Origin of the sequence: Pseudomonas haemolytica (assembly GCF_009659625.1) — a bacterium.
Classification (GTDB): domain Bacteria; phylum Pseudomonadota; class Gammaproteobacteria; order Pseudomonadales; family Pseudomonadaceae; genus Aquipseudomonas; species Aquipseudomonas haemolytica.
On the sequence record NZ_VOIW01000005.1, the window covers coordinates 130446 to 155716 of the forward strand.

Below are 25271 nucleotides of genomic sequence, written 5' to 3' on the forward strand. Positions count from 1 at the left end.
CGCTGGGAGCAATGAATGAGCGCATTTTTCAAGGGTGTGGGCGTGCTGCTGGGCAGGTTTTGGGTCTGGAGCCTTTTGCTGGTGCTCTCCTGTGCGGCAGCGGTGTGGTTTTTGGGGCCGTTGCTGGCGGTGGATGACCACCGCATCTGGCAGGGGGCACCTGCTCGCCTGGTCACTATCAGCGTTTTGTTTCTGCTGTGGGGGCTGGTGATGGCCTTTGCAGGGGGTGGCCGTGTCGCCAGGCGGCAAAGGCCTGAACCCTTGGAGCCCCACGAGCCGTTGACGTGGGTAGAGGACGAGCATCGATACGTACGCGGTCGGTTCAAGGAAGCCGTCCACTGGCTGAGAACATCCCGCCGTTATGGAGAGCGTAACGCGCGTTGGCGCCATGACCTGCCCTGGTACCTGTTGATCGGAGAGCAGGGCAGTGGCAAGACGCAACTGCTCGCGGCAGCCGGCTTGCAGTTGTCGCCTGATCACGCTGATACCCGGCCGATGGGCAGCAGTGCACATTGTGACTGGTATTTCGCCGACGAATGCGTACTCATCGACACTCCAGGGCGCTACTTGACCCAGCCCGACAGTTCAGTGGATGCCGCAGGCTGGGCCACCTTGCTGAACCTGCTCAGGTGGCGCCGCCGAGTGCGCCCGCTCAATGGCGTGGTGGTAACGCTGTCGGTAGACACGCTGTTGAGCACCAACGAGTACGACCTGGACCACCATGCGCGTCGTGTACATTCGCGCTTGCAGGAGGTGCAACAGACGTTGCATGTGGATGTGCCGATCTACCTGGTGTTGACCCAGGCCGACCGATTGCCGGGGTTCGCTGAGTTCTTTGACTCACTCCATGGGGAAAGCGCCGACAGCGTACTTGGGCAGCACCTGGACGTCGGCACTGGAGGTACTGACATCACGCTGGTTCGCCAGGCGGTCGAGCGATTATTACAGCGCTTGAACAGTGAGCTGATTGTGCGATTACACCAGGAGCGCAGTGTCGAGCGTCGCGGCCAGATGCTGGAATTTCCCCAGCAGGCGGCACGAATAGGTGAGCGCGTCAGCCTGTTTGTGGAAATGGCGTTTTCCGTTCATCGCTACCAACCTATCAATGGTTTGCGCGGGTTCTTCCTGACCTGCGCCGATGAGGGGCAGGCTCGCTTTGTGCAGGGCCTGTTCAATCGCGTGATCTTTGCCGAAGCCGACCTTGCGGGCCTGCAGGTTCACGAACAGCAGCGCATTCGTCGGCGCCAGGGGCTGCAGGCAATGGCTGTCGCACTGGTTCTTGGCAGTGTCGGCGGGCTGTGGATGCACAGTTTCACTATCAATCACCAACGCCTGGCGCAATTGGCGGCACTGACAGCACCTACGCCGCTCGTCCCGCCCGCCAGCGATGACAGCACGGCACTGTTGGCGCTGTTGGATGCGCGGCTGGCGGCGACCCAGGTTTTTCCTGCAGCGCAAGATGTACGCCTGGTCGAGCGTGCCGGTCTGTATCAGGGCGAGCTGAGCCGGCCCATGGTCGACCAAGCCTATGAGCAGGCGTTGCAACAACTGCTGGTTTGGCTAACCGCCGAGCTTGAAGAGCAGGTACACGCCAGCCTTGGGGATAGGGAGCGGATGCTGGACAACCTGCGCGCATACCTGATGCTCAATCTGCGCGAGCGCCGTGAGCCGACCTGGTTGGCACAGCATGTGACGGGCCTCTGGTCGGTGCGCTTTGCCGGGGATGCGCCGACACAAAAGCGCCTGAGCGAGCACTTTTCGCGCCTGCTTGAGCGGCCGTTTGTCGCGCCGCTCAACGAGGAACGGGTGGCCCAGGCCCGCGAAGCACTGAGGGGAGAGTCATTGGCCGATGTGGTGTATCGCGTCCTGCGCGAACAAGCACGCAACCTGGAGCCTTTGCGCCTGGCAGAGGGCAAGGTGTTTGCCGCCATCGACCCTCCTGTTCCCGGTTTTTATACAAAAAGGTATGTGCAGTACTTGGAGGCCCAGGGCCCGAAGTTGGTGAATGCCATCGCCCAGGATAACTGGGTGCTGGGGGAGGGCACCGACCTGGGTCCCCAGGAGTTGCGCCGGCTGATGACCGAACTGCAACAACGCTACTTCAGTGAGTATGCCGATGCCTGGAGCGACGTCCTCGGTCGTGTCAGGCTGCAACAGACCGACAACCTGCGCCAGGATGCCGAGCTGCTTATGAACCTGACATCAGCCCAGTCGCCCTTGATTGCGCTGTTGCAGCAGTTGCGCGAGAACACCCGGTTGCTGCCTGGTCACGAATTGTTGGACAAGGTGGCCCAGCGCCCGGGAGCGCTGGGCGGGGTGGCCAAGGCGGTGTTGGCGGATGAGCAGGCGGGGTTTTCCGATGTGCCGCGGCGGGCATTGCAACGGCGGTTTGAGCCCTTGCATCAGTTGCTTGATGAGCAGCAAAACCCCGGCGCAGCGTTGACACAGGCGTTACGCTTGCTGGACGAACTGCACTTGCAACTGACGGCATTGAACCGTGACAGCACGCCAGAGCAGGCGGCCTTCATGCGTGCCAGGCGACGTATGGAGGGGCAGCAGGATGTATTGGGCAATCTGCGAGATGCCGCTGCACGTCTACCGCTGCCGCTTGCCGGTTGGTTCGAGAGTTTGGCCGATGACAGTTGGCGGCATGTGTTGGAGCAGGCCTATGTGCACGTCAACCAGCGTTATCAGAGTGATGTGCAAAGTCTTTACGCCAAGGCGATTCGCCGACGTTACCCGTTCAACGCCCACGCGAGCAGCGATGTAGCCCTTAACGATTTTCAGGAGTTCTTCAAGCCACAAGGGGTGATGGCGCGCTTTTATGAAGGTTACCTGCGGCCATTTATCAGCGCCGACGGCGCCCGTTACAGGTTGCGGGGGCTGGATGGCCAGAGTTTGCCGGTTTCCCGTGCGTTGCTGGACCAGCTGATGAAAGCCCAGTTAATCCGCCGCGGCTTTTTCAACGAGGACGGCGGGGAATTGTCTGTGCGATTCAGCTTGGCGCCTTACAGCCTGGACCCATCGGTCAGCCGCGCGATCCTTCGGTTTGGCGACCAGCAGTTGGAGTACCGCCACGGTCCGATCGTGCCGATGGCGTTCCATTGGCCTACCGATGCAGACAACGGGCGCAGCAGCCTCGTGCTGGAGAGAGGCATGGAGCAGCGGCCATTGGGAATCGAGAAGAACGCGGGGGCGTGGTCATTGTTCCGGTTTTTTGATCTGCTGCAGAAAGAACCTGCAAGTGGGCGAAATATGCATATTTTCAAGGCAGACCTTGCCGGCCTGCGCGCTAATTACCTGCTGACCAGCCAACGCACGCCTGGCCCGTTTGACATCGACACATGGCGCACCTTCCGATTGCCGGAGCAACTGTGAGCCAGGGGGTCGCCCAATGGCGTAGCGCTGGGCGTACGCAGCGAGGGCAGGCGCGGTTGCGCAATGAGGATGCATTCCTGGACAGCCCGCGCCTTGGCAGCTGGGCGGTGGCGGACGGAATGGGCGGGTATCGGCACGGGGATGTCGCTAGCCGGTGGGTGGTCAGCAACTTGGCGGCAGTATCGGCTCACGGCAACCTTGATCAGCGCATCAATGCAGTTCGGGAAAGTTTGCAGGGGGTCAACCAGCGCTTGAGGAATGAGTGGATAGAGCCGGGCGCAAAGGGTAACGAGATGGCGGGCAGTACCGTGGTTGCACTGCTCCTGGAGAAAGGCCGGGCGGCTTGTATCTGGGCGGGAGACAGTCGCTGCTATCTATGGCGCGGCCAGAGTCTCTACCAGTTGTCGAGGGATCACTCGCTGCTGCAGCGTCTCATGGATGAGCGTCACATCAGCGTGGCCCAAGCGCAGGCCTATCCTGGCGCCAGGGCCTTGACCCGGGCTGTGGGCGCGCGCTCGCGATTGCAACTTGAGGTGTTGGAACTCAGCACCCGTCCAGGGGATGTATTTTTATTGTGCAGTGATGGTCTGTACCAGGCCCTCAGCCATGTTGACCTCGGACGTGCATTGAGCATGGGAACTCCCCAGCAGGCGGTGGAGCGGTTATTTGCCGGGGCGTTGCGCAGACCGGTACGGGATGACCTGACTGCGGTAGTGGTGCAGCCTTGAACTCGGTGTCCCAACCCTCCCGTTTACTTGTTGGGCGTTATCACCTTGAGCACGTCCTGGGCAGGGGGGGCATGGGCGTGGTGTATCGGGCGCGCGACCTGTTGCATGAGCAGTTTGGCGAGCCCCGTTCCAACGTGGCACTCAAGCTGCTGGGCGAATCCATTTCCCAGTGCGCCGATGCGCATGTGTTGTTGTACGGCGAGTTTGCATTGGCCCGCGGCCTGCGGCACGACCGTGTGATCAGGATGTTTTCGTTTGAGGTCGATACACACAGCCAGATTGCTTTTTTTACCATGGAGCTGTTGCAAGGGGTGACCCTCGACCGACTGCTTCTGGAATGCTCCTCTGGCTTGCCTTGGCGGGAACTGCAACCCATTGCCTTGCAATTGCTGGATGCATTGGCCTACACCCACCAGAAAAACGTTGTTCACGGGGATGTCAAACCGGCCAATGTCATGGTGGGCGACGAAGGCGTGCGTTTATTCGATTTTGGCCTGGGGCATGCACAATCGCAGGCGGCGGTGGGTTTGCCGAGTGTTAGCCGCAGCCGTTTCAATGCCTGGACACCCGCCTACGCAGCGCCGGAATTGCTGGCCGGCGGTGCGCTGACCACCGCTGCCGACGTGTACGGCGTGGCCTGCATTCTGTACGAGCTGGCCCACGGCAAGCGCATTGGCGAACGCACCTCCACGGGGCGGCTGCTGCGGCCCGTGCAACTGCCCAGGCATTGCTGGCCAGCGTTACGTTCGGCGTTGGCGATTGACCCGGAACACCGACGCATAACGGTCGCCGAACTGCGCGAAGTCATTGGCTGCAGCCGGCCACGATGGTACTTGTAGGGCGAGGGTCAAACGGCCAGGTCATGCAGGTGACAGTACTCCACCCAGTCCATGCCGGCCATCTGTGCAACTTCCTTATGCACTTCGCGGCGTTGGGCCTCGTAGGCTTCGTGGGACTCGGCCGTCAACTTGAGCGTCAGCTCCCAAGCGAACAGATGTTGCTGTTCAGCGTGCGCTTCGAAAGCTTCATGTAAGCGTTCGGCACGATACTGCGCCAGGGTTTCCCCTCTGGCCTGGGCCGCCAATGGGTTGAGGCTGTCCAGGTCGGCGACGATCTGCGGGTGTTCGCGCAGGAATGTGTCCAGTGCGCGTTGGTAGGTATCGCTGGGTGCTGACAACGGCGTGCACCTTAGTGAGAAGGGCGGGAGCCGGTATCGGAGGCGCGTGCGCTGACGTGATGGCGAGCACGCTTGCGGGATCTGCGTCGCAACCAGCTATGCACAGGTGCCAGCAGAAAGAACATCAGGTAAGCGACCATTACCAATGCCAGGTCTACCCAGGTCTCAGCGACAGGCCCGGTAAACAGTTCAATGACGTTCTTGATGACAAATAGCAATACCACGCTGCATAACCACAGCAGGATGGTGACAAATAGGGGACTCATGTTACTCGACGGCTTGTCTTGCATAGTGAAGCTCTCTCTCCTTGGTGCCAGTTGTCGTACCGGGCTGGATTCCCTGAGCGCGCGCCCGTTGTTACGCAGTTTGTAACATCCTTTAACACGCAGAAAGGCGCGGATGATACCGACTCAGACAGCATTAGGGGATGACTCAGGTCAGAAAGTTCGATATTTCATGTGGGAATCAGTGCAGCGAGACCGCATTTACTGCTGAGAAAGCGTGGCGAGTGTTGGCAAAAGGCTTTCGCTTCCACTAGCAGGACGTGTAGCGTTAGCGAGTGTTTCCGGCCCTGGTTCCCAGCGGCATTCGGTGACGGGCAGAGGACGGCTCATGGGGCAAACGCTGTTCAAACTTTTCCTTACCCAGCGCCTGGCGGTTTTGGCCAGCACTGAATCGTTGCGTGCGATTCGTGAGGGATTGTTGTGGATCCTGCCGTGCCTGTTGGTGTCAGCCGGCTTTCTGATCCTCTCCGAATGCGCCCAGGTGCTGGGGTTTGGTCCGCAGGTGGTGGGCTTCCTGGCGGGTTTGCATAACCAGATCAGCTCAGTGATTCCATTACTGGTCGCGGCTTCCATCGGTTACATGTTGGCGATTCAGCACCGCCTGCCACAGCTGCCGGTAGCGTTCCTGTGCCTGGCTCATGTGGTGGTTGCAACCTTCATCCTGCGCGACTATCCGCGGGCTTCGGCCACTTTCCTGCTGTTTATCGCTATTGCCTCACCCTTGATCAATGTGCCGGCAATTGCCTGGCTGCACCGCTACCGTTGGACGCGCCTGGTCAACGAGGACCTGGTTGGCCATAACCTCAAGGGCACCATCAATATGGTGATCCCAGGTGCGATCACTGCGTTGGTGCTGGTGGTGGTGCTTTCGTTGCTGCTGCTGATCCCCTATGTAGCTCAGTTGCAGGGCCCCCAGGTGCTCGATGCGCTGCAAACGCCCTACGGTAGCGGGTTGTTCGTGACATTGATGAATTCGTTGCTGTGGTTCTTCGGCATTCATGGCGTGTATGCCATGCAGCCGCTGTTCGATGTACTGGACCAGGCCGTAGTGCTCAACGCTGCGGCGCTGGCGGCGGGGGAGCCGGTCCAGTACCTGCTCAACAGCGGCTTGCTGGGCAGTTTTGCCTTTATCGGAGGATCCGGCGCGACGTTGTGCCTGCTGCTGGCGATCCTGCTGTTTTCCAACAGCCAGTCCATGCGATTGCTGGCGATTGCCAGTTTGCCGTTGTCGTTATTCAACGTCAGCGAGGTGCTGTTGTTCGGGTTGCCGATCATCCTCAACCCGCGATTGTTCATACCGTTTCTACTGGTGCCGGCGTTCAACACGATATTGGCGCTGACGGCGGTACAGCTGGGGTGGGTTTCGCCTTCGGTGGCCAGCGTGCCGTTTACCGCCCCGGTGCTGCTCAATGCCTACCTCAGCACCCATGGCGATGTGGCGGCCGTGGTGTTGCAACTGGCGCTATTGGGCGTAGGCACGCTGGTGTATGCGCCCTATGTACGGGCGATCCACCGCCAATCCACGGATGGCGGTACGGTGTACCTCAAGTCCTTGGACATGACCTTTCGTGGCCTTGAGGAAAAAGGCCGCCTACTGGAATTTGACCCGGTGCTGGCGTCCCACCGGAGCATGGCCCGGCAAGCCGTCGAATTGAGCCGCATCCAGCAGATCAGCGATTACGAGTTCTACCTTGAGTTCCAGCCCCAGGTGTCCACCCGCACCGGCCTGTGCACCGGGTGTGAGGCATTGATGCGCGCCCGGGACAGTCAAGGTAAGGTGCATTCACCCTGGGAGTTCCTGCAATGGCTGGCCCAGGCCAGGCTGATGCCGGACGTGGACATGTGGGTGGCGTCCCAGGCTGTGCGCCAATATCAGAAATGGCAGAAGGTCGGCTTTGAGTTGCCGATGACCATCAATATTTCCAGTGCCACCCTGAAGGATGCTGCCTATGGGGATCGCTTGGTGGAAGTTCTCGCCCAGGCTCATGGCCTGGTGTCGGTGGAGATCACCGAAGATGCGCTGGTCAGCGATATCCCGGCGGCCCGCCAGACTATCCAGAAGCTGCAGTCCCTGGGCGCGAAAGTGTATCTCGATGACTTTGGCACCGGCTTTTCCGCATTGAGCTATTTGCACCAGTTTCCCGTGGACTTCATCAAGATCGATCGCAGCTTTGTGGTCGCCCAGCGCGACCCCAAGGGCGCCCAGGTGCTGACCGGCATGTTGCGTTTCTGCGAGGCGCTGAACCTGGGGGTGGTGGTTGAAGGCGTGGAGACCGCCGAGCAGTTGGCTTTCTTGAATACGGGCCCTGAGTTGTTTATCCAGGGTTGGTATTTCAGCAAGGCATTGCCTGGCGATCAGGTGCCACGCTTTGTGCGTGAGCGGGTGGCTTGGGCTTGAGGGTGGACTGACGGCCGATCCACCAAATAGCCTAGGCCGACTCATACCCTCGGCGCGTCCGTTCAATCTCCTCAACCAACCCCTCTATTCCCGCCAGCCGTGCCCGATTGTCATGATCCCAAGGATGAAACCCCGGTTTGAAATAATGCAACCACGGTCGCACCATCCGCGGAAAAACACCCTTTGGCCCATACAGGAACTTGACCATGCGCCACAGCCCTTTCAGCTTGCCGCCCGAGGTGCGGTCGGCAATCAGCAGGCGCACGTGGAAATCCAGCACCACCAGCCAGAACATCACGGTGGTGGTCAGCATGGTGCCGGTGCGCAATAGGTAGCGTGCGGGCCCCGGCTTGATCACGCGGTTCCAGACATCGAATGCCACGGCTTTGTGTTCGGTTTCTTCCAGGGCGTGCCAGTACCACATCTGCTGGTAACCCTTGAGCGAGTCGCCAAAGCGTGACGGGTCGCTCAGCAGGATTTCCGCGAGCATCGCGGTGTAGTGCTCGAGGGCAATGGTCACCGCCAGGTTGAACGACGGCGGCAGGTGTTTTTTCTGCAGGTCGAGGAAGAATTTCAGGCGCCGGTCGAGGGTGTGTGCCGGCAGGCCGGCCGCTTGCAGCAGGTCGTTGTAGGCCACATGTTCGCGGCTGTGCATGGCTTCCTGGCCGATAAAGCCCTGGATTTCTTTTTTCAGTTCCGGGTCGTCGATCTGCCCGCGGTAGTGGCGCACGCTGTCCATGAAAAACAGCTCGCCCTGGGGGAACAACAGCGACAGGGCATTGAAGAAATGGCTGATAACCGGCCCTTGTTCGTGCCAGTTCTTGATGCGCTCGGCAGGCAAGGCAAAGCGGATATCGCGACGGATCGGCAACATGGTGCGTCCTCCTGTTCAGAGACGGGGCTCGTCGTTGGTTTCAAACACCGGCGTGCGCGGCTTGGGCGCCATGCGCCGGCTGGCAAACACCACCAGCGCTTGATAGGCCGATGGCAGGCAACGGGCGAGCAGATCGAGAAAATAGGCGTCGCGGCCAATCAGTACGCGGCGCTTGTTTTTGCGCACGCCTTGCAGGATCACTTTGGCGGCCTGGTCGGCGTCGGTGATGAACAGTTTTTCGAAGTCGGCGCGGGCCTGCTGTTCGCTGTGGATGAGGAAACCCGTCATGTTTGCGTCGATACGGCTGCTGCGGCAGATATCGGTGCGAATGCCACCGGGGTGTACACAGGTGGCCGAGACGCCACAGCGTTGCAGGTCGAGCTCCTGGCGCAGCGCTTCGGTGAAGCCGCGCACGGCAAACTTGGTGGCGTTGTAGCCGCTCATGCCGGGTTGGGCAAACAGGCCGAACACGCTGGAAGTGTTGACCACATGCCCGTCGCCGCTGGCCTTGAGGTACGGCAGGAACGCCTTGGTGCCGTGCACCACGCCCCAGAAGTTGATGCCGACGATCCATTCCAGATCGGCGTAATCCACGCCTTCTACCGTGCTCGACAGCGCCACCCCGGCATTATTGAAGACCAGGTTGACCTGGCCATGTTCAGCCGCGCAGCGTGCGGCCCAAGCCTCCATGGCTTGGCGGTCTGAGACGTCCAGCACCTGAGTGGTGACGGTTACCGGCGACAAGGTCGAAGTGCGGATCAGTGTCAGCGTCTGCTCCAAGCCCTGGCTGTTCTTGTCCGCCAAGGCCAGGTGGCAACCTTCCCGTGCCAAGGCCAAGGCCAGTGCGCGACCCATGCCTGAGGCTGCGCCAGTGATCGCCGCAACGCGGCCGTTGAATGACTTCATGACAGGCTGCCTTCTGTGGCGGAGTGGGGCGCGGCTGCTGGGCGTGGCGCGCAGGGCATCGGCAGCGGGCTGGCCACGTAGTCCTTGAGCGCAAAGTGGCGGGTGACCTGCTTGAAGCGCCAGGTCGAGCCGGGCCACAGCGTGGTGTTCTTGCCGGTGCGTGGGTCCAGGTACCAGCTCTGGCAGCCACCCGTGTTCCAGATGGTGCGCTTGAGCTGGTCCTGCAACTGGTGGTTGTAGGCCTGCTCCACGTCGGGCTTGACCTCTACCGTGGCAATGCGCTGGCGCTGCATGTGTTTCAAGGCGTCGAGGATGTAGGTGACCTGGGCCTCGATCATCAGGATCATCGAGTTATGCCCCAGGCCGGTGTTGGGCCCGACGATCAGGAACAGGTTCGGATAGCCCGGCACGGTGGTGCCTTTGTAGGCATGCGCGCCTTCGCCCCAGGCGTCCATCAGGTCGATGCCGCCGCGGCCGATGATGCAGCCTCGGGGCAAGGGGTCGCTGGCCTGGAAACCGGTGCCGAAGATCAAACAGTCAGCGGGATGCTTGATCCCGTCGGCGGTGATCACACCGTCGGCTTCGATACGCAGCACGCTAGTGGTGACCACCTCGACATTGCTGCGCGAGAGGGCCGGGTAGTAGTCGTTGGAGATCAGCACGCGCTTGCAGCCGATGGTGTAGTCCGGTGTCAGCGTCTTGCGCAGGGAAGGGCGGGCCACTTGTTTGCGCAGGTGACGCAAGGCGATTTTCTGCACCATCTTCATCAGGCGTGGATGCAGGGCAAAACCCACCACCCGAGCCTCCAATGCCCAGTAAAAAGCCCCGCGTACCAGCTTTTGGGTGAACGGCACGTGCTTGAACAGCCAGCGTTCGAGCGTTGAAATCGGCCGGTCGGGCTTGGGCATGATCCACGGCGGCGTACGCTGGAACAGGTCCAGATGCGCCACCTGCGGCGCGATCTGCGGCACGAACTGAATGGCACTGGCGCCGGTGCCGATCACCGCCACGCGCTTGCCTTTCAAGGAGTAATCGTGGTCCCACTGCTGGGAGTGGAAACGCTTGCCCTTGAAGCTGTCCAGCCCCGGAATGTCCGGCATCGCCGGGCGCGACAACCCGCCCATCCCCGATACCAGCACCCGAGCGCTGACCTGGCGGCCGTTGCTGAAGGTCAGGTGCCAGCGTTGCCGGTGCTCATCGAATACCGCACGGTGCAGGCCCATGCCGAAACGCAGGTAGGGCGCCAGTTCGAAGCGCGTTGCGCAGTGTTCCAGATAGGCACGGATCTCGGGTTGCGCCGCGAACTGCCGCGTCCAGTCCGGGTTGAGCGCAAAGGAAAACGAATACACCTGGGACTGCACGTCACAGGCGCAACCCGGGTAGTGGTTGTCGCGCCATGTGCCACCGAGGGTCTCGGCCTGTTCAGCGATGAAGAAGTCGGTGAGCCCGGCCTCCTTGAGTTTGATCGCCATGCACAGGCCAGCGAACCCCGAGCCAATGATGGCGATGTCGATTGAATCACTGTGGGCATTCATAGAGCTGCCTCATAAGTAGAAAACGCTTGGGCATCGGATGGGCTCCTGTTTTTGTTTTGTCTTTTAGATAGAACACCATTGCAAAGGAAAATTGAATTATTTATTTTAAAAAAGATTTTAAATAATCTACCCGAAAAATTCGCCTACGCTAGGACCTTGTTGCGCATATGCGATTTGTCCGACGGACGACCGCGCAGTGCACTAAGTCCAGGTCCAAGGTGTGGACGATGGCTGAGGCCCTGATCAATTCCGGTCGGGTCGCCAGCAGCAGGGAAGCAGAGGACCGAGCTATGGCTGTCGAATGGGTTGTCGCTGCGGGTGTGCTGGTGGGCGCCAGCGCGGCGTTATGGGGCTTGAGTGCCTGGATGACGCGGCGCATTGAAGCGGCCGTGCCGATCAATGGGCGCTTCGTCGAGGTGCAGGGCGAGCGCTTTCATTATGTCGAGGAGGGCAAGGGCCCGCCGCTGGTGATGATCCACGGGCTGATGGGCAGCAGTCGCAACCTGACTTATGCGCTGTCCGGACAACTGCGTGAACATTTTCGCGTGATTACGCTCGACCGACCGGGGTCGGGCTATTCCACCCGGCACCGTGGCACGGCAGCAGATTTGCCGGGCCAGGCCCGGCAGGTCGCGGCCTTTATCAATACGCTTGACTTGGATAAGCCGCTGGTACTCGGGCATTCCTTGGGCGGTGCGATTGCCTTGGCGCTGGCCCTCGACCATCCCCACGCCGTGTCCGGGTTGGTGCTGGTAGCGCCCTTGACCCACCCCCAGCGCGTGTTACCGCTGGTATTCCTGTCTTTGGCGGTACGTCCGGCCTGGTTACGGCGCTGGATAGCTCATACCTTGACGATGCCCTTGGGCCTGCTGACCAAAGATGCGGTGGTCAAGGGCGTATTCGCCCCCGATGCTGCACCGCCGGACTTCGCCACCCGCGGCGGCGGGTTGCTGGGCATGCGTCCCGATAACTTCTACGCCGCGTCTACCGAGATCAACCGGGTCAACGATTACCTGCCGGACATGGTCAAGCGCTACCCGCAACTGACCCTGCCCATCGGGCTGATCTATGGCGCGCGGGACAAGGTGCTCGACTTCCAGAAACACGGCCAGGCCCTGGCAAGCAAGGTGCCAGGGCTGAAAATGCAGGTGGTGGAAGGGCGGGGGCATATGTTGCCGATCACCGCGACAGAGCGAGTCGCGGCGCTGGTGGAGCAGATTGCCAAGCGCGTTCGGCCTGGGGAAAACGTCAGGCTGCTGCACCCGCCCATTGCCCTGGCGAGTAAATAAACGTGCGACCCGACTCGCGGTTCAAAGGCGTTGATGCCTGCCCTAGACACCTGACCAATCGGCTTAAAAAGAGACTGCCCGGTCACGTAAAAAAGGGCTTGAAAAACTAGTTGACGACCTAACGATTCCGCGCTATTTATTTAAAAAAATTATTTCAATGTGTAATTTGAAATTATTTTTGAAATGCCTAAGAGCGAATAAAATAATGAAAACAACGTCTTTTATCGCATGGTTGATTTCCCGGGGCAGTCAGCGCTCCGTGAACCTGTTTGCTGCCCAACTGCCCACCGACTGCGTACGGAGGCTGCCATGAACCAGACCCTGGCAGCCCCAAACGTCTGGACTGACGGCAAACGCCACTTGTGGTGGCTCGGCATCATGCCCCTGGCAACTCCCTTACTCTCCGGCGCCCTGGCGATCACCACCGGCGTACAGCAACTGTGGTGGGTGGGCGTGCTGATCATCTTCGGTTTCATTCCCTTGATCGACGGCCTGCTCGGCGAAGACGTCAGCAACCCGCCAGAGTCTGCCGTCAGCAACCTTGAGTCCCAGAGCTACTATCGCTGGATCGTCTACACCGGCGTGGTGTTTGTGATCTCCTCGGTGGTTATCACCGGCTGGCTCGCCGCGGGTGGCATCGACTGGATCATCAACGGCGGCCTGCTGCACGCCACGGCCACGCTGGAGCCCTCCAACTGGCTGGCCAAGACCGCTGCGTTCATTACCGCGCGCACCGAGTTGCACGGTGAAATCAGCGTGTTCACCTACCTGGGCATGGCGATGTCCACCGGCGCCGCTACCGGCATCGCGATCAACACTGCCCATGAACTGGGGCACAAACCCAAGCCCCTGGAAGTGTTCCTGGCCAAGGTCACCCTGGCGCCGACGTTCTACGGGCACTTCTACACCGAACATAACCGTGGCCATCACGTACGTGTCGCCACGCCGGAAGATCCAGCCAGCTCACGGCTGGGCGAAAGTTTCTGGGCGTTCCTGCCGCGCTCGGTGTGGTTCAGCGCCGTGTCGGCCTGGAACCTGGAACGCGAACGCCTGCGCAAACTCGGCCTGCCGGCCCTGCACTGGAAGAACGCCGTGCTCAGCGCGTGGATGTACAGCGTGGTGTTGTGGGGCGCAATGATTGCCTGGCTGGGGGCGGCGGTGATTCCGTTCCTGATTATCCAGGGCATCTACGGCTTCTCGTTACTGGAAGTGGTGAACTATGTCGAGCACTACGGCCTCAAGCGCCAGAAGTTGCCCAATGGCCGTTATGAACGCTGCTCGCCACGCCACTCGTGGAACAGTAATCGAATTGTCACCAATATCTTTCTGTTCCAACTTCAACGGCATTCCGATCACCATGCCAACCCCACTCGCAGTTATCAGTCGTTGCGTCACTTCGATGAATCACCGCAACTGCCGTATGGCTACGCGAGCATGATTGTCTGGGCCTATGTACCGTACTTATGGCGGCGGCGCATGGATCATCGCGTACTCAATCACTATGCCGGGGATATCACCCTGACCAATCTTCAACCGTCAAAGCGCCTGAAGTATCTGGAGAAGTACAGCAATAGTGCAAAGCCGTTTTGACGTGAATTAAACCGTTGTTGGCGTACTCGGGATCTGTCGATCGCGCAGCTTCTTATCGCCCAAGGTATTGAGTTCTGAGTGCACGAAAGTGGTTTGACCCTACAAAAATAATTTCAAGGGAAGGACGTCCACCATGCAAAGCCCTGCCACGTTCACCACGCATGTCCTGTTGGCTGCGATGGGCCTTATCTTCTATCACCAGGCCCAGGCTGCCCGTATCGAACCCGCGGGCAGTGCCTTCACTGCCCAAGGGCCCATCAGCTTTTCCAAAGGCAAGCTGATCAGCGCCGACTGCACCATCAAGGTCGCCGGCAAGGTCGCGGCCGATGGTTCATCAGTGAATGTCGATAAAGTCGAGTTTGACGGCGGCCTCAAGTGCAGTCGCGTGGAAGCGATCAACTTGCCCTGGGTCTTGGTAGCCAAAGATACGAAAAGCGGCTCGATGTCGAAGATCAGCGTGGATGTGCATGCCTTTGGCCTGGGCGGCAAGTGCGGCCCTTCAACGGCCGACGGTACATGGGACAACGCCACCGGCAAGTTGGAAGCCGCCGATGTTGCCATTGGCGAAGACTGCAAGATCAACACGGTGTCGATCAAGATGCCGCCCAACTTCAAAGTTATCGAATAAAAGAATCCGACTGTTGTAGCGGTAGATGATTTGAAATTTGGCTGGAAAGGGAAGTTCTGCAGTTTCACCGTGACCTCTCGATCATGGCCATTACCCCTGGCGAAACGAATCGCCATAACATGTGAGGAAAAACAATGAAAAGCTTGAAAACTCTCGTGTCGTTGACTGCTCTGGCTGTTTGCATGGGTGCTGCTTCGATGGCCAGCGCGGCTTCGATCAGTCCAGAAGGCCCTTTCACCACCACCGCAGGTTCTATCGTGGTGCAGTCGCCGTCTTCATTCGGGGGCTCTGTGACCTGTGGCATTACCTTCAGCGGTAATGTCAGTGGCGGCGTTGCCACTATCAACAATGCCTCCCTGACCGGCGGCGGTCTGTGCGCATTGCCAACCCTGAAAAGCATCCCGTCGCCAGGCTGGAAGCTGACCGCCTTGTCGGGCACTGCCGGTCAAGTGGAGAACGTGGGCTACACCATCAAAAAGACCATCATCATCCCCGGCACTGACTGCGGCCCATCCACCATCAGCGTGGCCTGGAACGCTGCGACTCACACGCTCACCGCGGCCAACCAGGCTCTGAGCGGGGGTTGCAACGTTGTCTCGTTGACCACCACTGCCGCTGGCCTGACTGTCAACCCATAACGGCTGTTCGTTGCAGGACAAAGGGTTGATCACCCGCTGAAAGGCCGGCGCCTCGCCAGAGGTGCCGGCTGATGTGGAAAGCCGGCGATGCCGGGAGCGCATAATAATAAGGAGTGCCGCATGATCAGTAAGAAACAACAGGCTCAAACACTGCTGGGGCTGGCGATACTGGGGGGGTTGATGACGACTGCGCCCGTGCAGGCGGGTGGTTTCTCCACGCCGACTTACGGTGCCCCTGGCTGGGGCCGAGCATTCGGCGGCGGCTCTCTGTTCAAGAATGATCCAAGCTCTGCCTACAACAACCCGGCGGCCATGGCGTTTGTCGACCAATCCGTGGTTCAACAGACCGTGGATTACGCCCGCGTCAAAATCAAATACAGCGGCCAAGCTTACGATTACACCGGTAATCCGGTGAGCAATACTGCAGTGTTGCCCGATGGCAGCTTTGATCCCAGCACGGCAACACTCAATAACAATGATGGCGGCCAGGGTGGTTTCACCGCCTGGTTGCCTACCGGTTTCCTGGTTATCCCCATCGGTGACCGCTTTGCATTCGGTCTCAGCCAAGTCGTGCCGCAAGGTATGCGTACCACCTGGAATGAAAACTCCAAGTTTCGCGACTTCGCCGTGGACACCAAAATCGAGACCGTCGGCCTGACGGGCTCCTTGTCTTTCAAAGTGCGTGACGACTTCTCCATCGGTGGCGGCCTTATCGTCCAGCGTAGTCAAGGCTTCGTCAGCCAGAACGTCGATCTGTTTTCGGCGGCGTCAGTCTCTCCAGGCTTGGGTAACGGTGCATTTCCGGCGGGCGTCGGTACTGCACTGATGCGGGTGAAGGTCGACAATATCTCTACTGGTTGGTTTACCGGCGTTGTCTGGAAGCCGACTGATCGTGACTCGTTGGGCCTTAACTACCACGCCAAAATCAAAAACAAAATGACGGGCAAATACAGCGTCCGGGCTGATGCCTTGAACAACGGCCTGATGACCGACGATACGATCTTCGGTAACGGCAAAACGCTGGTCGAAACGGCTTACCCTGGGCTGAAGCTGTACCCCAATGGCGCCCACGCCAGCACTCAGTTGGATATTCCAGCAACCGCCGCGCTTGACTGGGTACACCAGTTCAACGACCGGTGGACCTTGGGTGTCAGTGCCATGTGGACCCAGTGGTCGTCCTTCAAGGACCTCACGCTCAAGTCCCAGGGATCGACCATCGTCGCCATTCCCTATAACTACAAGGATGCTTGGATGTACTCGGTGGGTGGTGACTTCAAGGCCACGGATGAGTTGACCCTGCGGGCTGGTGTGGCGTATGACCAAACGCCGACCCGCAACTCCACGCGCGATCCACGTATCCCTGACGGCGACCGTTATTTTCTCTCGCTGGGTGCGGGTTACGATATCAAGGCCGTTCCTGGCCTGACCCTGGACGCCGCGTATTCGCACCAATTTGTTGAGAAGGTCAACATCAAGACCCAGAACGTTGACCGACTCGGCGGCGGCCGGCTCGACGGTTCGGCCGAGTCCTCAGGCGACATTGTCAGCCTGTCAGCTACTTACAAGTTCTAAACCCACCGTGGCATGAGCGCTGGAGGCATCTGGTGCTCACTGCCTGAACGATCTTGATTACTGCTCTGAAGGCTGACTCGTTCGGCCTTTGATTATTGTGCCAAAGCGTTAAATAAAAATTTCAAAACAAAATTTGAATTTACTCTTTTAAGTTTGTAGTGTGGTTTTACGCCGCAGCTCATTTCGATCTGACCGCGCTTTTGCCACGCCCTGAATCAAGTAGAGGTCTCCCCATGCTTATCTGGTTATTGGTGGGTTTCGCAGCCGCGATTGCCCTGGCTTATCGACAAGCTGCCGCCACCCTGTGGTTGGGCGTCGGCCTGATCTGGCTGGCGGCTGGTTACCTGTTCAACGCAGTGGCCGGCCTGGGCATTGCCATCGCGGCAGTGCTGGTGGTACTGCCGGCCTTGGTGCTGGCGATCAGGCCTCTGCGCCGCGCCTTGTTGACCAGCAAGGCCCTTGGCCTGTTTCGGACGATCATGCCGGCGATGTCCGACACCGAGCGTGCGGCTATCGAGTCGGGCACCGTGTGGTGGGATGCCGAGCTGTTCAGCGGCAAGCCCAACTGGCAGCGCCTGTTGCAAGCCGCGCCGGCCAGCCTGAGTGCGGAGGAGCAAGCCTTCCTCGACAATGAAGTCGAAACTCTGTGCGACATTGCCAATGACTGGGAAACCACCCAGGTCTGGCAGGACATGTCCCCCGAAGGCTGGCAGTACACCAAGGACGCCGGGTTTCTCGGCATGATCATCCCCAAGCAATACGGCGGCAAAGGCTTCTCCCACTACGCGCACTCCCAGGTGGTGATGAAGCTGTCGACCCGCTGCTCGGCGGCGGCGATTTCGGTGATGGTGCCCAACTCCCTCGGCCCGGCCGAGCTGCTGCTGCATTACGGCACCGACGCCCAACGCAATTACTACCTGCCGCGCCTGGCGCGGGGCGAAGACATCCCGTGTTTCGCCCTGACCAGCCCCTATGCCGGCTCCGATGCGGGCGCGATCCCGGACCTGGGCATCGTCTGCAAAGGCATGCACGAAGGCGAAGAAGTGCTGGGTTTCAAAGTGACCTGGGACAAGCGCTACATCACCCTCGGCCCGATTGCCACAGTGCTGGGCCTGGCGTTCCGCGCCGAAGACCCGGACGGCTTGCTCGGCGCGGCCGGTTCCCTGGGCATTACCTGTGCGCTGATCCCGACCTCCCATCCGGGGGTGAACAGCGGCCGCCGTCACTGGCCGCTGAACGCGGTGTTCCAGAACGGTCCTACCACCGGTAAGGATGTTTTCATTCCCTTGGAGTGGGTGATTGGCGGCCGCGAACAGGTCGGCAATGGCTGGCGCATGTTGATGGAATGCCTGGCCGCAGGCCGGGCGATTTCCCTGCCGTCGGCCAACGTCGGCCTCGGTAAAGTGGCGGTACGTGGCACCACCGCCTATGCGGCGATGCGCAAGCAGTTCGGCCTGCCCATCGGCAAGTTCGAAGGGGTGCAGGCTCCGTTGGCGCGCATGGCCGGGCATTTGTATGCCTGCGATGCGGTGCGCAAGGTCTCGGTGGCGTCCCTGGATGCCGGCGAGAAACCGTCGGTGATCTCGGCCATCGCCAAGTACCACGTCACTGAGCGCGCGCGGATGATCGTCAACGACGGCATGGACATCGTCGCCGGCAAAGGCATTTGCATGGGGCCCAATAACTTTCTCGCCCGTGCCTACCAGCAAAGTCCCATCGCCATTACGGTGGAAGGCGCCAACATCATGACCCGCTGCCTGATCATCTTTGGCCAGGGCCTGATTCGTTGCCATCCCTACGTGTTCCGTGAGATGGAAGCGGCGCGCAACCCGGACCGGCGCAAGGCGCTGGAAGACTTCGACCGCGCGATGTTCGGCCACGTGAGCTTTGTACTGGCCAACACCGTACGCGCAGCGGTGCATGCCCTGACCGGAGGGCGGCTGATTTCGGCACCGGCCAAGACCGACCCGGCGCTGGCGTCCTACTACCGCCAGGCCAATCGGCTGTCGGTGGTGCTGGCGTTGATTTCGGACGTTTCCATGGGCGTGCTGGGGGGTGCCCTCAAGCGCAAGGAAAGTATCACCGGGCGCCTGGGGGATATTCTGTCGCAGCTATACATTCTCTCCTGCGTGCTCAAGCGTTTCGAGGACGATGGCCGGCCCCAGGCCGACCTGCCGTTGGTGCATTGGGCGGCCCAGGACGCGTTGTTGCGTGCCCATGAAGCCTTGGCCGAAGTGCTCGACAACTACCCCTCCAAACCTGCTGCGGCAGTGGTGCGTGGCTTGAGTTTCCCGCTGGGCATTCCGCTGCGCAAACCCTCGGACCGCCTGTTGGCGCAAGTGGCGGATGTGGTGCAGACCCCAGGTGAAACCCGCGACCGTTTGCTGGCCAATTCCTACATTCCTCGCCCGGAAATCGACAAGCTGGCCTACGGCGAATTGGGCTTCCGTTTGTTGCCGCAAGTGGAGCTGATCGAGGCTCGGCTCAAACCTGCCATCAAGCAAGGCCTGCTCGAGCCGATGCCGATTTCTGCCGCGGCCTTTACCGGCTGGCGTGTCAAGGCGCGGGCACTGGACTTGATCAGCGACGACGAAGACGCCTTGCTGGCGCGCTATGTGGAATACGCCGACCACGGCATCCAGGTGGATGACTTCCCCCAGGACTTTGGTTTGTTGGAGGCGTTGCAGCAGCGTAAGCAAGCGCTCGAACCGGCCGCCAAGCGTCGCAGCAGCCAAAGCGAAAACGCCTCGGTCAACTAGGAAAAACGCGGTCCAAATGTGGGAGGGGGCTTGCCCCCGATAGCGGTGTGTGAGCCCAGCAGATTTACCTGATAGACCGCCATCGGGGGCAAGCCCCCTCCCACATTTGACCGGGTTTACAGGCAGGATTTATGTTGTGAGTGGAACCTTCTATGAGTGACAACTACCTTTCATTCGTCAATTCCCCCTGGGGCCGTCGTCTGGCCCAGGCTGTCGGCTTGCCGCAACCCTTGCCGCTGCAACGCCATCGCAGCGGCCAGGCCGGGCTGGCCAACCCGGTGATCATCGCCGGGGCAGGGCGCCTGACGGCGGCGGTGCAGCGCATCTTCAGCGCCACCGACACCGTCGCCGCCACCCCGGCGACCCTCAAGGCGCCGTCCACGGTCAAGGTGCAAGGCGCGGTGTTCGACGCCAGTGGCGTGGCCGACCTGCAACAGCTCGACGAGCTCTACGTGTTCTTTCACAGCAATGCCAAGCGCCTCGGCCAGCATGGCCGCGTGGTGGTACTCGGCACCGCGCCGGAACACTGCAAGGACTTGCCCCAGGCCATCGCCCAGCGTGCCCTCGAGGGCTTGGTGCGGTCGCTGGCCAAGGAGCTGCGCCGGGCGATCACCGTGCAATTGCTTTATGTGGCTCCCGGTGCTGAAGAGGCGCTGGACAGCAGCCTGCGGTTCTTCCTGTCGCGCCGTTCTGCCTATGTCTCGGGGCAGGTGGTGCGCCTGGAAAAACCGGTCGATGGCAACAACGTCGTCAATTGGGACAAACCCTTTGCCGGTCGACGCGCCTTGGTCACCGGCGCCTCCCGTGGCATCGGCCTGGCCATCGCCCAAGTGCTGGCGCGGGACGGCGCCCATGTGGTGTGCGTGGACGTGCCCCAGGCCCAGGACGCGTTGCAGCAGGCGGCCGCCAGTGTCGGTGGTTCAGCCTTGCCCCTGGATATCACGGCCGCCGACACCGCATCGTTGCTGCAAGCCCATGTCAGCCAATACGGTGCCTTTGATGTGGTGGTGCACAACGCCGGGATCACCCGTGACAAGACCATCGCCAAAATGACCGAAGCCGCCTGGCGCAGTGTCTTGGCGGTCAACCTGCAAGCGCCTCTGCTGCTCAGTGAAGCGTTGCTCGACAGCCAGGGCGTGAACCCCGGTGGGCGTATCGTGTGCGTGTCGTCGATTTCCGGTATCGCCGGCAACCTTGGGCAGAGTAACTACGCCACCTCCAAGGCTGGCGTGATTGGCCTGGTACAGGGCCTGGCGCCACGTGCGGCGGCCCGGCAGGTCACGGTGAATGCGGTGGCGCCCGGGTTTATCGAAACCCAGATGACCGCGAAAATCCCGCTGATGATCCGCGAAGCCGGGCGGCGCATGAATTCGTTGTCCCAGGGAGGGCAGCCCATCGACGTGGCCGAGACCATCGCCTGGCTGGCCCATCCTGGCTCGGGCGGGGTCAATGGCCAAGTGGTGCGGGTATGTGGCCAAAGCCTGTTGGGAGCCTGAGCCGATGGAGTATGTGACGCAGATTATCGACCCACCGCCCTCGCACACGCAGTTGTTGCTCGACGGCATGCGCGCCTTGCGCAAGCCCAAGCTCGACGGTGCGCCGCCGTTGCCCACGGCGCGGCTGGTGCGCTCTGCGGTGGAGCTTTCGCCCGCGGGTATCGCCGCTTACGCACGGGCCTGCGGCTTTCGTCGCGAACAGGGCGTGCCACTGTCCTATCCCCATGTGTTGGCGTTCCCATTACATTTGATGCTGCTGACCCGGCCGACCTTCCCTTACCCGGCCAGCGGCATGGTGCACCTGGCCAATCGCATTCGTCAGCACCAGCGCCTGCACGAGGGCCACGCGCTGCGCCTGGAGGTGTATTGCGAGCGCTGGGTAGCCCATCCGAAGGGCCAGGCATTGAGCATCGCCACCCGCGCCTACAGTGCGGGCGCCCTGGCATGGGAAAGCGACAGCCTGTACCTGCGTCGTGACGTCGACAACCCCGTGGGTGAACCCTGGAGTGACCCACTGCCGTTGCAGGAAGACGGCTTGTTGCGCACCCAGCGCTGGGTGCTGCCTGCTGACCTGGGGCGCCGCTTTGCCAAGGTCTCGGGGGATTTCAACCCGATTCACACCAGTGTGATCGGCGCCAGGCTCTTCGGCTTTCGTCGCGCCATCGCCCATGGCATGTGGACACTGGGTCGCGCGTTGGCGGCGCAACAACCGCCCGGTGGATTGAGCCAGGCCCAAGCCCATTGCGACTTCAAGTTGCCGATCTTCCTGCCCGGCCAGGTCGCCCTGTGGAGCCACCCGGTGACCGGCCCACGCCGTGAGTTCGAAGTGCGCAATTTTGCTGGGGACAAACCCCATATGCGCGGGCTGTTCATTTGGAAAGAGAGCCAGCAATGACTGACTACAGCTTCAACCCGGCCCCGACGCGCCGTGTGGCGATCATCGGCGGCAACCGCATCCCGTTTGCCCGCTCCAACACGGTGTACGCCCATGACAGCAATCAGGACCTGTTGGTCGCCGCCCTGCAAGGCCTGGTAGACCGCTACAACCTGCACGGCCAGCGCCTGGGTGAGTTTGCCGCCGGGGCGGTGATCAAGCATTCGCGGGATTTCAACCTGGCCCGTGAGTCTTTGTTGTCCACCACGCTGTCGCCGCAAACGCCCGCTTATGATGTGCAACAAGCCTGCGGCACCGGGCTTGAGGCCGCGCTGCTGGTGGCGAACAAAATCGCCCTCGGCCAGATCGAAGTCGGGATTGCCGGTGGCGCCGATACCACGTCCGACGCGCCCATCGGCATCAACGAATCGTTGCGCCAGACCTTGCTCGCGGCCAATCGGGCCAAGGGCGTGGGCGACAAACTTAAACAACTGCTGAAAGTCCGTCCGTCGATGTTGTTCAAACCGCTGCTGCCGCGTAACGGCGAGCCGCGCACCGGCTTGTCCATGGGCGAGCACTGCGAAGAAATGGCCAAGCGCTGGCAGATCAAGCGCCTGGCCCAGGACGAACTGACCCTCACCAGCCACCAACGCCTGGATGCGGCTTATAAACGCGGTTTTTTCGACGACCTGATCAGCCCCCATCGCGGCCTGGCCCGGGACAACAACCTGCGTGCCGATATCAGCCTGGAAAAACTCGCGGGTTTGTCGCCGGCGTTCGACCGGCGGAACGGTACGCTCACTGCCGGCAACTCGACGCCGCTGACCGACGGCGCCTCAGTGGTGCTGCTTGCCAGCGAAGATTGGGCCAGCGCCAACGGCTGGCCGGTGCTGGCGTACTTGCGCACTGGCGAGACGGCGGCAGTGAGTTTTGTCGATGGCACCGAGGGCCTGTTGATGGCGCCGGCCTACGCTGTACCGCGCATGCTCCAGCGCGAGCGCTTGAGTTTTGCCGATTTCGATTTCTTCGAGGTCCACGAAGCGTTTGCCGCCCAGGTGCTGTGCACGCTCAAGGCCTGGGAAGACCCCGAGTATTGCCGCGAGCGACTAGGCCTGGACGCACCGCTGGGCACCATTGACCGCAGCAAGATGAACGTCAACGGCGGCTCACTGGGCTGCGGGCACCCCTTCGCCGCCACCGGCGGCCGGCAGCTGGCGGCGCTGGCCAAAGCGATCCACGAACGCGGTGGCGGTCGCGGCCTGATCTCGATCTGCGCGGCGGGCGGGTTGGGCATTACTGCCATCGTCGAAAAGTAGCGCTATTCACAACAACAATAAGGACACTGCCATGAACGCTATCAGCCTGGAACACGCCGAACGCATCTGGTTGAACGCTTACCTGCCCGGCGTTCCGGCCGATATCGATGCCGGGATCGAGGACTACCCGTCGTTGCGCGAAGTGTTCCTGGAACACTTGGAAAAATTCCGTGAGCGGGTCGCCTACGTCAGCATCGGCACCGAGATGACCTACGCCGACTGGCAGGCCCAGGGTATTGCCTTTGCCGCCTGGCTGCAGGGCCAGGGCGTGCAGAAGGGCGACCGCGTGGCGCTGATGATGCCCAACTGCTTGCAGTACCCGATCTGCCTGTTGGGCACGATCCTGGCCGGGGCGGTGGTGGTCAACGTCAACCCGTTGTACACCAGCCATGAGCTCAAGCACCTGCTCAAGGACAGCGGCGCCGAGACCGTGGTGATCTTCGAGAACTTCGCCCACACCCTGGAAAAAGTCGTGGCCGGCAGCAGCGTCAAGCGGGTGGTGATAGCGGCCATCGGCGACTTGCTGGGCACCTTCAAGGGCGCGGCGATGAACTTCATCCTGCGCCGCGTACAGAAGCAGGTGCCGGCGTTCAAGCTGCCCGGCGCCCTGCGTTTCAATCAGGTGCTGAAACAGGGCAGGGCGCTGAATCATCTGCCGGTCAGCCTGGACCGCGATGAGCTGGCGTTTTTGCAATACACCGGTGGCACCACCGGCGATGCCAAGGGGGTGATGCTCAGCCACCGCAATATCATCGCCAACCTGCTGCAAGCCAAAGCCTGGGTCGGCGACCAGTTGGACCAGCACAAGCAGGAAACCAACGTGACGCTGCTACCGCTGTATCACATCTTTTCGCTGACGGTGAACTGCCTGATGTTCATGTGCCTGGGCGGGCGCAACATCCTCATCGCCAACCCCCGGGACGTGAAGCGTGTGCAGATGATCCTGCGCAAAGAGCGTTTCAACGGGATCGCCGGGGTGAACACGCTGTTCAACGGTTTGCTGGAGAACAAAGCGTTCTGTGCGCGGGACTTTTCCGACCTGCGCATAGTGATCGCTGGCGGCATGGCCACCCACACGGCCGTGGCCAAGCGCTGGAAAGAAGTCACCGGCCTGCCGATCATCGAAGGCTACGGGCTGACCGAATGTTCGCCGGTGGTGAGCATCAGCCCCATTGATATTTCGCGCATGCGTGAGATGGAGTTTACCGGCAGCATTGGTGTGCCGTTGCCGTCGACCTGGGTGCGCTTTGTTCGCGAAGACGGCGAGCTGGCGGATATCGGTGAGCAAGGTGAACTGCAAGTACGTGGCCCGCAAGTGATGCAGGGCTACTGGAAACGCCCGAAGGAAACCGCCGAGGTACTGGATGCCGAGGGCTGGCTGTCTACCGGTGATATCGGGGTGATGGACGCACGCGGCTATATCCGCCTGGTAGACCGTAAGAAGGACATGATCCTGGTCTCGGGTTTCAACGTGTACCCCAATGAAATCGAGGATGTGGTGGCGATGCATCCGGGTGTCGGTGAAGTGGCGGCCATTGGTGTGGAAGATACGGTGACGGGGGAGAAGGTCAAGATCATCGTGGTGCGCAAGGACCCGAACCTGACACAGGAGCAGATCCTCGCGCATTGCCGGGAGTACCTGACGGGGTACAAGCTGCCCAAGTATGTGGAATTTCGTACGACGGAACTGCCCAAGACCACTGTGGGCAAAGTACTTCGTCGGGCGTTGCGCTGACATGAATCCACTGGTGATTCAAGTGTGGGAGGGGGCTTGCTCCCGATGAGGGCGTGTCAGTGAATACATCTGTAACTGACCCACCGCCATCGGG

The 25271-nt window shown here is 60.8% G+C and carries 19 protein-coding genes; 14 read left to right on the plus strand and 5 right to left on the minus strand.

The genetic code is table 11. From position 1 onward, the window contains the following. Positions 1–15: 15 nt before the first annotated feature. Genes tssM through FRT59_RS17295 form a run of 3 tightly spaced genes read left to right on the plus strand, consistent with a single transcriptional unit; the run spans position 16 to position 4945 of the window. Positions 16–3378 (plus strand): type VI secretion system membrane subunit TssM, encoded by a 3363-nt coding sequence (gene tssM, locus FRT59_RS17285; protein WP_153871808.1) that lies wholly within the window; start codon positions 16–18, stop codon positions 3376–3378. Next, a complete protein-coding gene (locus tag FRT59_RS17290; protein ID WP_153871809.1) occupies positions 3345–4106 on the plus strand; it encodes a PP2C family protein-serine/threonine phosphatase in 762 nt (253 codons plus the stop codon). Before tssM ends, FRT59_RS17290 begins: the two co-directional genes overlap by 34 nt. Further along, positions 4103–4945 (plus strand): serine/threonine-protein kinase, encoded by an 843-nt coding sequence (locus FRT59_RS17295; protein WP_153871810.1) that lies wholly within the window; start codon positions 4103–4105, stop codon positions 4943–4945. The genes FRT59_RS17290 and FRT59_RS17295 overlap by 4 nt, the downstream gene beginning before the upstream one ends. A gap of 8 nt (positions 4946–4953) precedes the next feature. Here FRT59_RS17295 and FRT59_RS17300 read toward each other — a convergent pair whose 3' ends face one another. Together FRT59_RS17300 and FRT59_RS17305 are read right to left on the minus strand one after the other, a co-directional pair. Continuing rightward, positions 4954–5283: a DUF6388 family protein gene (locus tag FRT59_RS17300; RefSeq protein WP_153871811.1), complete on the minus strand. Its 330-nt coding sequence runs from the start codon at positions 5281–5283 to the stop codon at positions 4954–4956. Between the two features lie 11 nt (positions 5284–5294). Continuing rightward, on the minus strand, positions 5295–5549 hold the full coding sequence (locus FRT59_RS17305) for a hypothetical protein (protein ID WP_233094268.1): 255 nt from the start codon (positions 5547–5549) through the stop codon (positions 5295–5297). 346 nt (positions 5550–5895) lie between these two features. On the opposite strand from FRT59_RS17305, the gene FRT59_RS17310 reads away from it, so the two are divergent. Continuing rightward, positions 5896–7965, plus strand: a complete 2070-nt coding sequence (locus tag FRT59_RS17310) for an EAL domain-containing protein (RefSeq protein WP_034119913.1) — start codon at positions 5896–5898, stop codon at positions 7963–7965. A 31-nt stretch (positions 7966–7996) separates the two neighbouring features. Here the strand turns inward: FRT59_RS17310 and FRT59_RS17315 are convergent, their stop codons facing one another. From FRT59_RS17315 to FRT59_RS17325, 3 genes are read right to left on the minus strand one after another with little or no spacing between them, the layout of a single operon-like run. Further along, on the minus strand, positions 7997–8839 hold the full coding sequence (locus tag FRT59_RS17315) for a metal-dependent hydrolase (RefSeq protein ID WP_034119912.1): 843 nt from the start codon (positions 8837–8839) through the stop codon (positions 7997–7999). A gap of 15 nt (positions 8840–8854) precedes the next feature. Beyond that, the gene (locus FRT59_RS17320; protein ID WP_153839554.1) at positions 8855–9745 is read right to left on the minus strand and encodes an SDR family NAD(P)-dependent oxidoreductase; all 891 of its coding nucleotides are present in this window, start codon (positions 9743–9745) and stop codon (positions 8855–8857) included. Next, complete coding sequence (locus tag FRT59_RS17325; RefSeq protein WP_153871812.1) at positions 9742–11280, minus strand: flavin-containing monooxygenase; 1539 nt, start codon at positions 11278–11280, stop codon at positions 9742–9744. The genes FRT59_RS17320 and FRT59_RS17325 overlap by 4 nt, the downstream gene beginning before the upstream one ends. Before the next feature lie 290 nt (positions 11281–11570). On the opposite strand from FRT59_RS17325, the gene FRT59_RS17330 reads away from it, so the two are divergent. The 10 genes from FRT59_RS17330 to FRT59_RS17375 all read left to right on the plus strand — a co-directional run bounded on the left by FRT59_RS17330 (position 11571) and on the right by FRT59_RS17375 (position 25177). Next, positions 11571–12569, plus strand: coding sequence for an alpha/beta fold hydrolase (locus FRT59_RS17330; protein ID WP_153871813.1), 999 nt, complete (start codon positions 11571–11573; stop codon positions 12567–12569). 309 nt (positions 12570–12878) lie between these two features. Further along, on the plus strand, positions 12879–14159 hold the full coding sequence (locus FRT59_RS17335) for an alkane 1-monooxygenase (RefSeq protein ID WP_153871814.1): 1281 nt from the start codon (positions 12879–12881) through the stop codon (positions 14157–14159). A gap of 133 nt (positions 14160–14292) precedes the next feature. Continuing rightward, complete coding sequence (praA, locus tag FRT59_RS17340; RefSeq protein WP_034119908.1) at positions 14293–14787, plus strand: alkane oxidation protein activator PraA; 495 nt, start codon at positions 14293–14295, stop codon at positions 14785–14787. Between the two features lie 134 nt (positions 14788–14921). Further along, on the plus strand, positions 14922–15425 hold the full coding sequence (gene praB / locus FRT59_RS17345; protein ID WP_034119906.1) for an alkane oxidation protein activator PraB: 504 nt from the start codon (positions 14922–14924) through the stop codon (positions 15423–15425). Between the two features lie 120 nt (positions 15426–15545). Continuing rightward, positions 15546–16997 carry an outer membrane protein transport protein gene (locus FRT59_RS17350; protein ID WP_034119905.1) on the plus strand — a complete coding sequence of 484 codons (1452 nt, stop codon included), beginning with the start codon at positions 15546–15548 and terminating at the stop codon, positions 16995–16997. Positions 16998–17230: 233 nt separating this feature from the next. Further along, on the plus strand, positions 17231–19756 hold the full coding sequence (locus FRT59_RS17355; RefSeq protein WP_034119904.1) for an acyl-CoA dehydrogenase: 2526 nt from the start codon (positions 17231–17233) through the stop codon (positions 19754–19756). 152 nt (positions 19757–19908) lie between these two features. Next, positions 19909–21252, plus strand: coding sequence for a 3-oxoacyl-ACP reductase (locus tag FRT59_RS17360; protein ID WP_153871815.1), 1344 nt, complete (start codon positions 19909–19911; stop codon positions 21250–21252). Positions 21253–21256: 4 nt separating this feature from the next. Then, positions 21257–22147, plus strand: coding sequence for a MaoC/PaaZ C-terminal domain-containing protein (locus tag FRT59_RS17365; protein ID WP_153871816.1), 891 nt, complete (start codon positions 21257–21259; stop codon positions 22145–22147). Next, positions 22144–23442: an acetyl-CoA C-acetyltransferase gene (locus FRT59_RS17370; RefSeq protein WP_153871817.1), complete on the plus strand. Its 1299-nt coding sequence runs from the start codon at positions 22144–22146 to the stop codon at positions 23440–23442. The genes FRT59_RS17365 and FRT59_RS17370 overlap by 4 nt, the downstream gene beginning before the upstream one ends. 31 nt (positions 23443–23473) lie before the next feature. Next, complete coding sequence (locus tag FRT59_RS17375; RefSeq protein ID WP_153839562.1) at positions 23474–25177, plus strand: AMP-binding protein; 1704 nt, start codon at positions 23474–23476, stop codon at positions 25175–25177. The last annotated feature ends 94 nt before the right edge of the window (positions 25178–25271 follow it).

What these genes read in the sequence shown, in the direction of transcription:
- tssM (WP_153871808.1), top strand. Translation starts at nt 16, where the DNA reads ATGAGCGCATTTTTCAAGGGTGTGGGCGTGCTGCTGGGCAGGTTTTGG.
- FRT59_RS17290 (WP_153871809.1), top strand. Translation starts at nt 3,345, where the DNA reads ATGGCGCACCTTCCGATTGCCGGAGCAACTGTGAGCCAGGGGGTCGCC.
- FRT59_RS17305 (WP_233094268.1), bottom strand. Translation starts at nt 5,549, where the DNA reads ATGAGTCCCCTATTTGTCACCATCCTGCTGTGGTTATGCAGCGTGGTA.
- FRT59_RS17310 (WP_034119913.1), top strand. Translation starts at nt 5,896, where the DNA reads ATGGGGCAAACGCTGTTCAAACTTTTCCTTACCCAGCGCCTGGCGGTT.
- FRT59_RS17315 (WP_034119912.1), bottom strand. Translation starts at nt 8,839, where the DNA reads ATGTTGCCGATCCGTCGCGATATCCGCTTTGCCTTGCCTGCCGAGCGC.
- FRT59_RS17320 (WP_153839554.1), bottom strand. Translation starts at nt 9,745, where the DNA reads ATGAAGTCATTCAACGGCCGCGTTGCGGCGATCACTGGCGCAGCCTCA.
- FRT59_RS17325 (WP_153871812.1), bottom strand. Translation starts at nt 11,280, where the DNA reads ATGAATGCCCACAGTGATTCAATCGACATCGCCATCATTGGCTCGGGG.
- FRT59_RS17330 (WP_153871813.1), top strand. Translation starts at nt 11,571, where the DNA reads ATGGCTGTCGAATGGGTTGTCGCTGCGGGTGTGCTGGTGGGCGCCAGC.
- FRT59_RS17335 (WP_153871814.1), top strand. Translation starts at nt 12,879, where the DNA reads ATGAACCAGACCCTGGCAGCCCCAAACGTCTGGACTGACGGCAAACGC.
- praA (WP_034119908.1), top strand. Translation starts at nt 14,293, where the DNA reads ATGCAAAGCCCTGCCACGTTCACCACGCATGTCCTGTTGGCTGCGATG.
- praB (WP_034119906.1), top strand. Translation starts at nt 14,922, where the DNA reads ATGAAAAGCTTGAAAACTCTCGTGTCGTTGACTGCTCTGGCTGTTTGC.
- FRT59_RS17350 (WP_034119905.1), top strand. Translation starts at nt 15,546, where the DNA reads ATGATCAGTAAGAAACAACAGGCTCAAACACTGCTGGGGCTGGCGATA.
- FRT59_RS17355 (WP_034119904.1), top strand. Translation starts at nt 17,231, where the DNA reads ATGCTTATCTGGTTATTGGTGGGTTTCGCAGCCGCGATTGCCCTGGCT.
- FRT59_RS17360 (WP_153871815.1), top strand. Translation starts at nt 19,909, where the DNA reads ATGAGTGACAACTACCTTTCATTCGTCAATTCCCCCTGGGGCCGTCGT.
- FRT59_RS17365 (WP_153871816.1), top strand. Translation starts at nt 21,257, where the DNA reads ATGGAGTATGTGACGCAGATTATCGACCCACCGCCCTCGCACACGCAG.
- FRT59_RS17370 (WP_153871817.1), top strand. Translation starts at nt 22,144, where the DNA reads ATGACTGACTACAGCTTCAACCCGGCCCCGACGCGCCGTGTGGCGATC.
- FRT59_RS17375 (WP_153839562.1), top strand. Translation starts at nt 23,474, where the DNA reads ATGAACGCTATCAGCCTGGAACACGCCGAACGCATCTGGTTGAACGCT.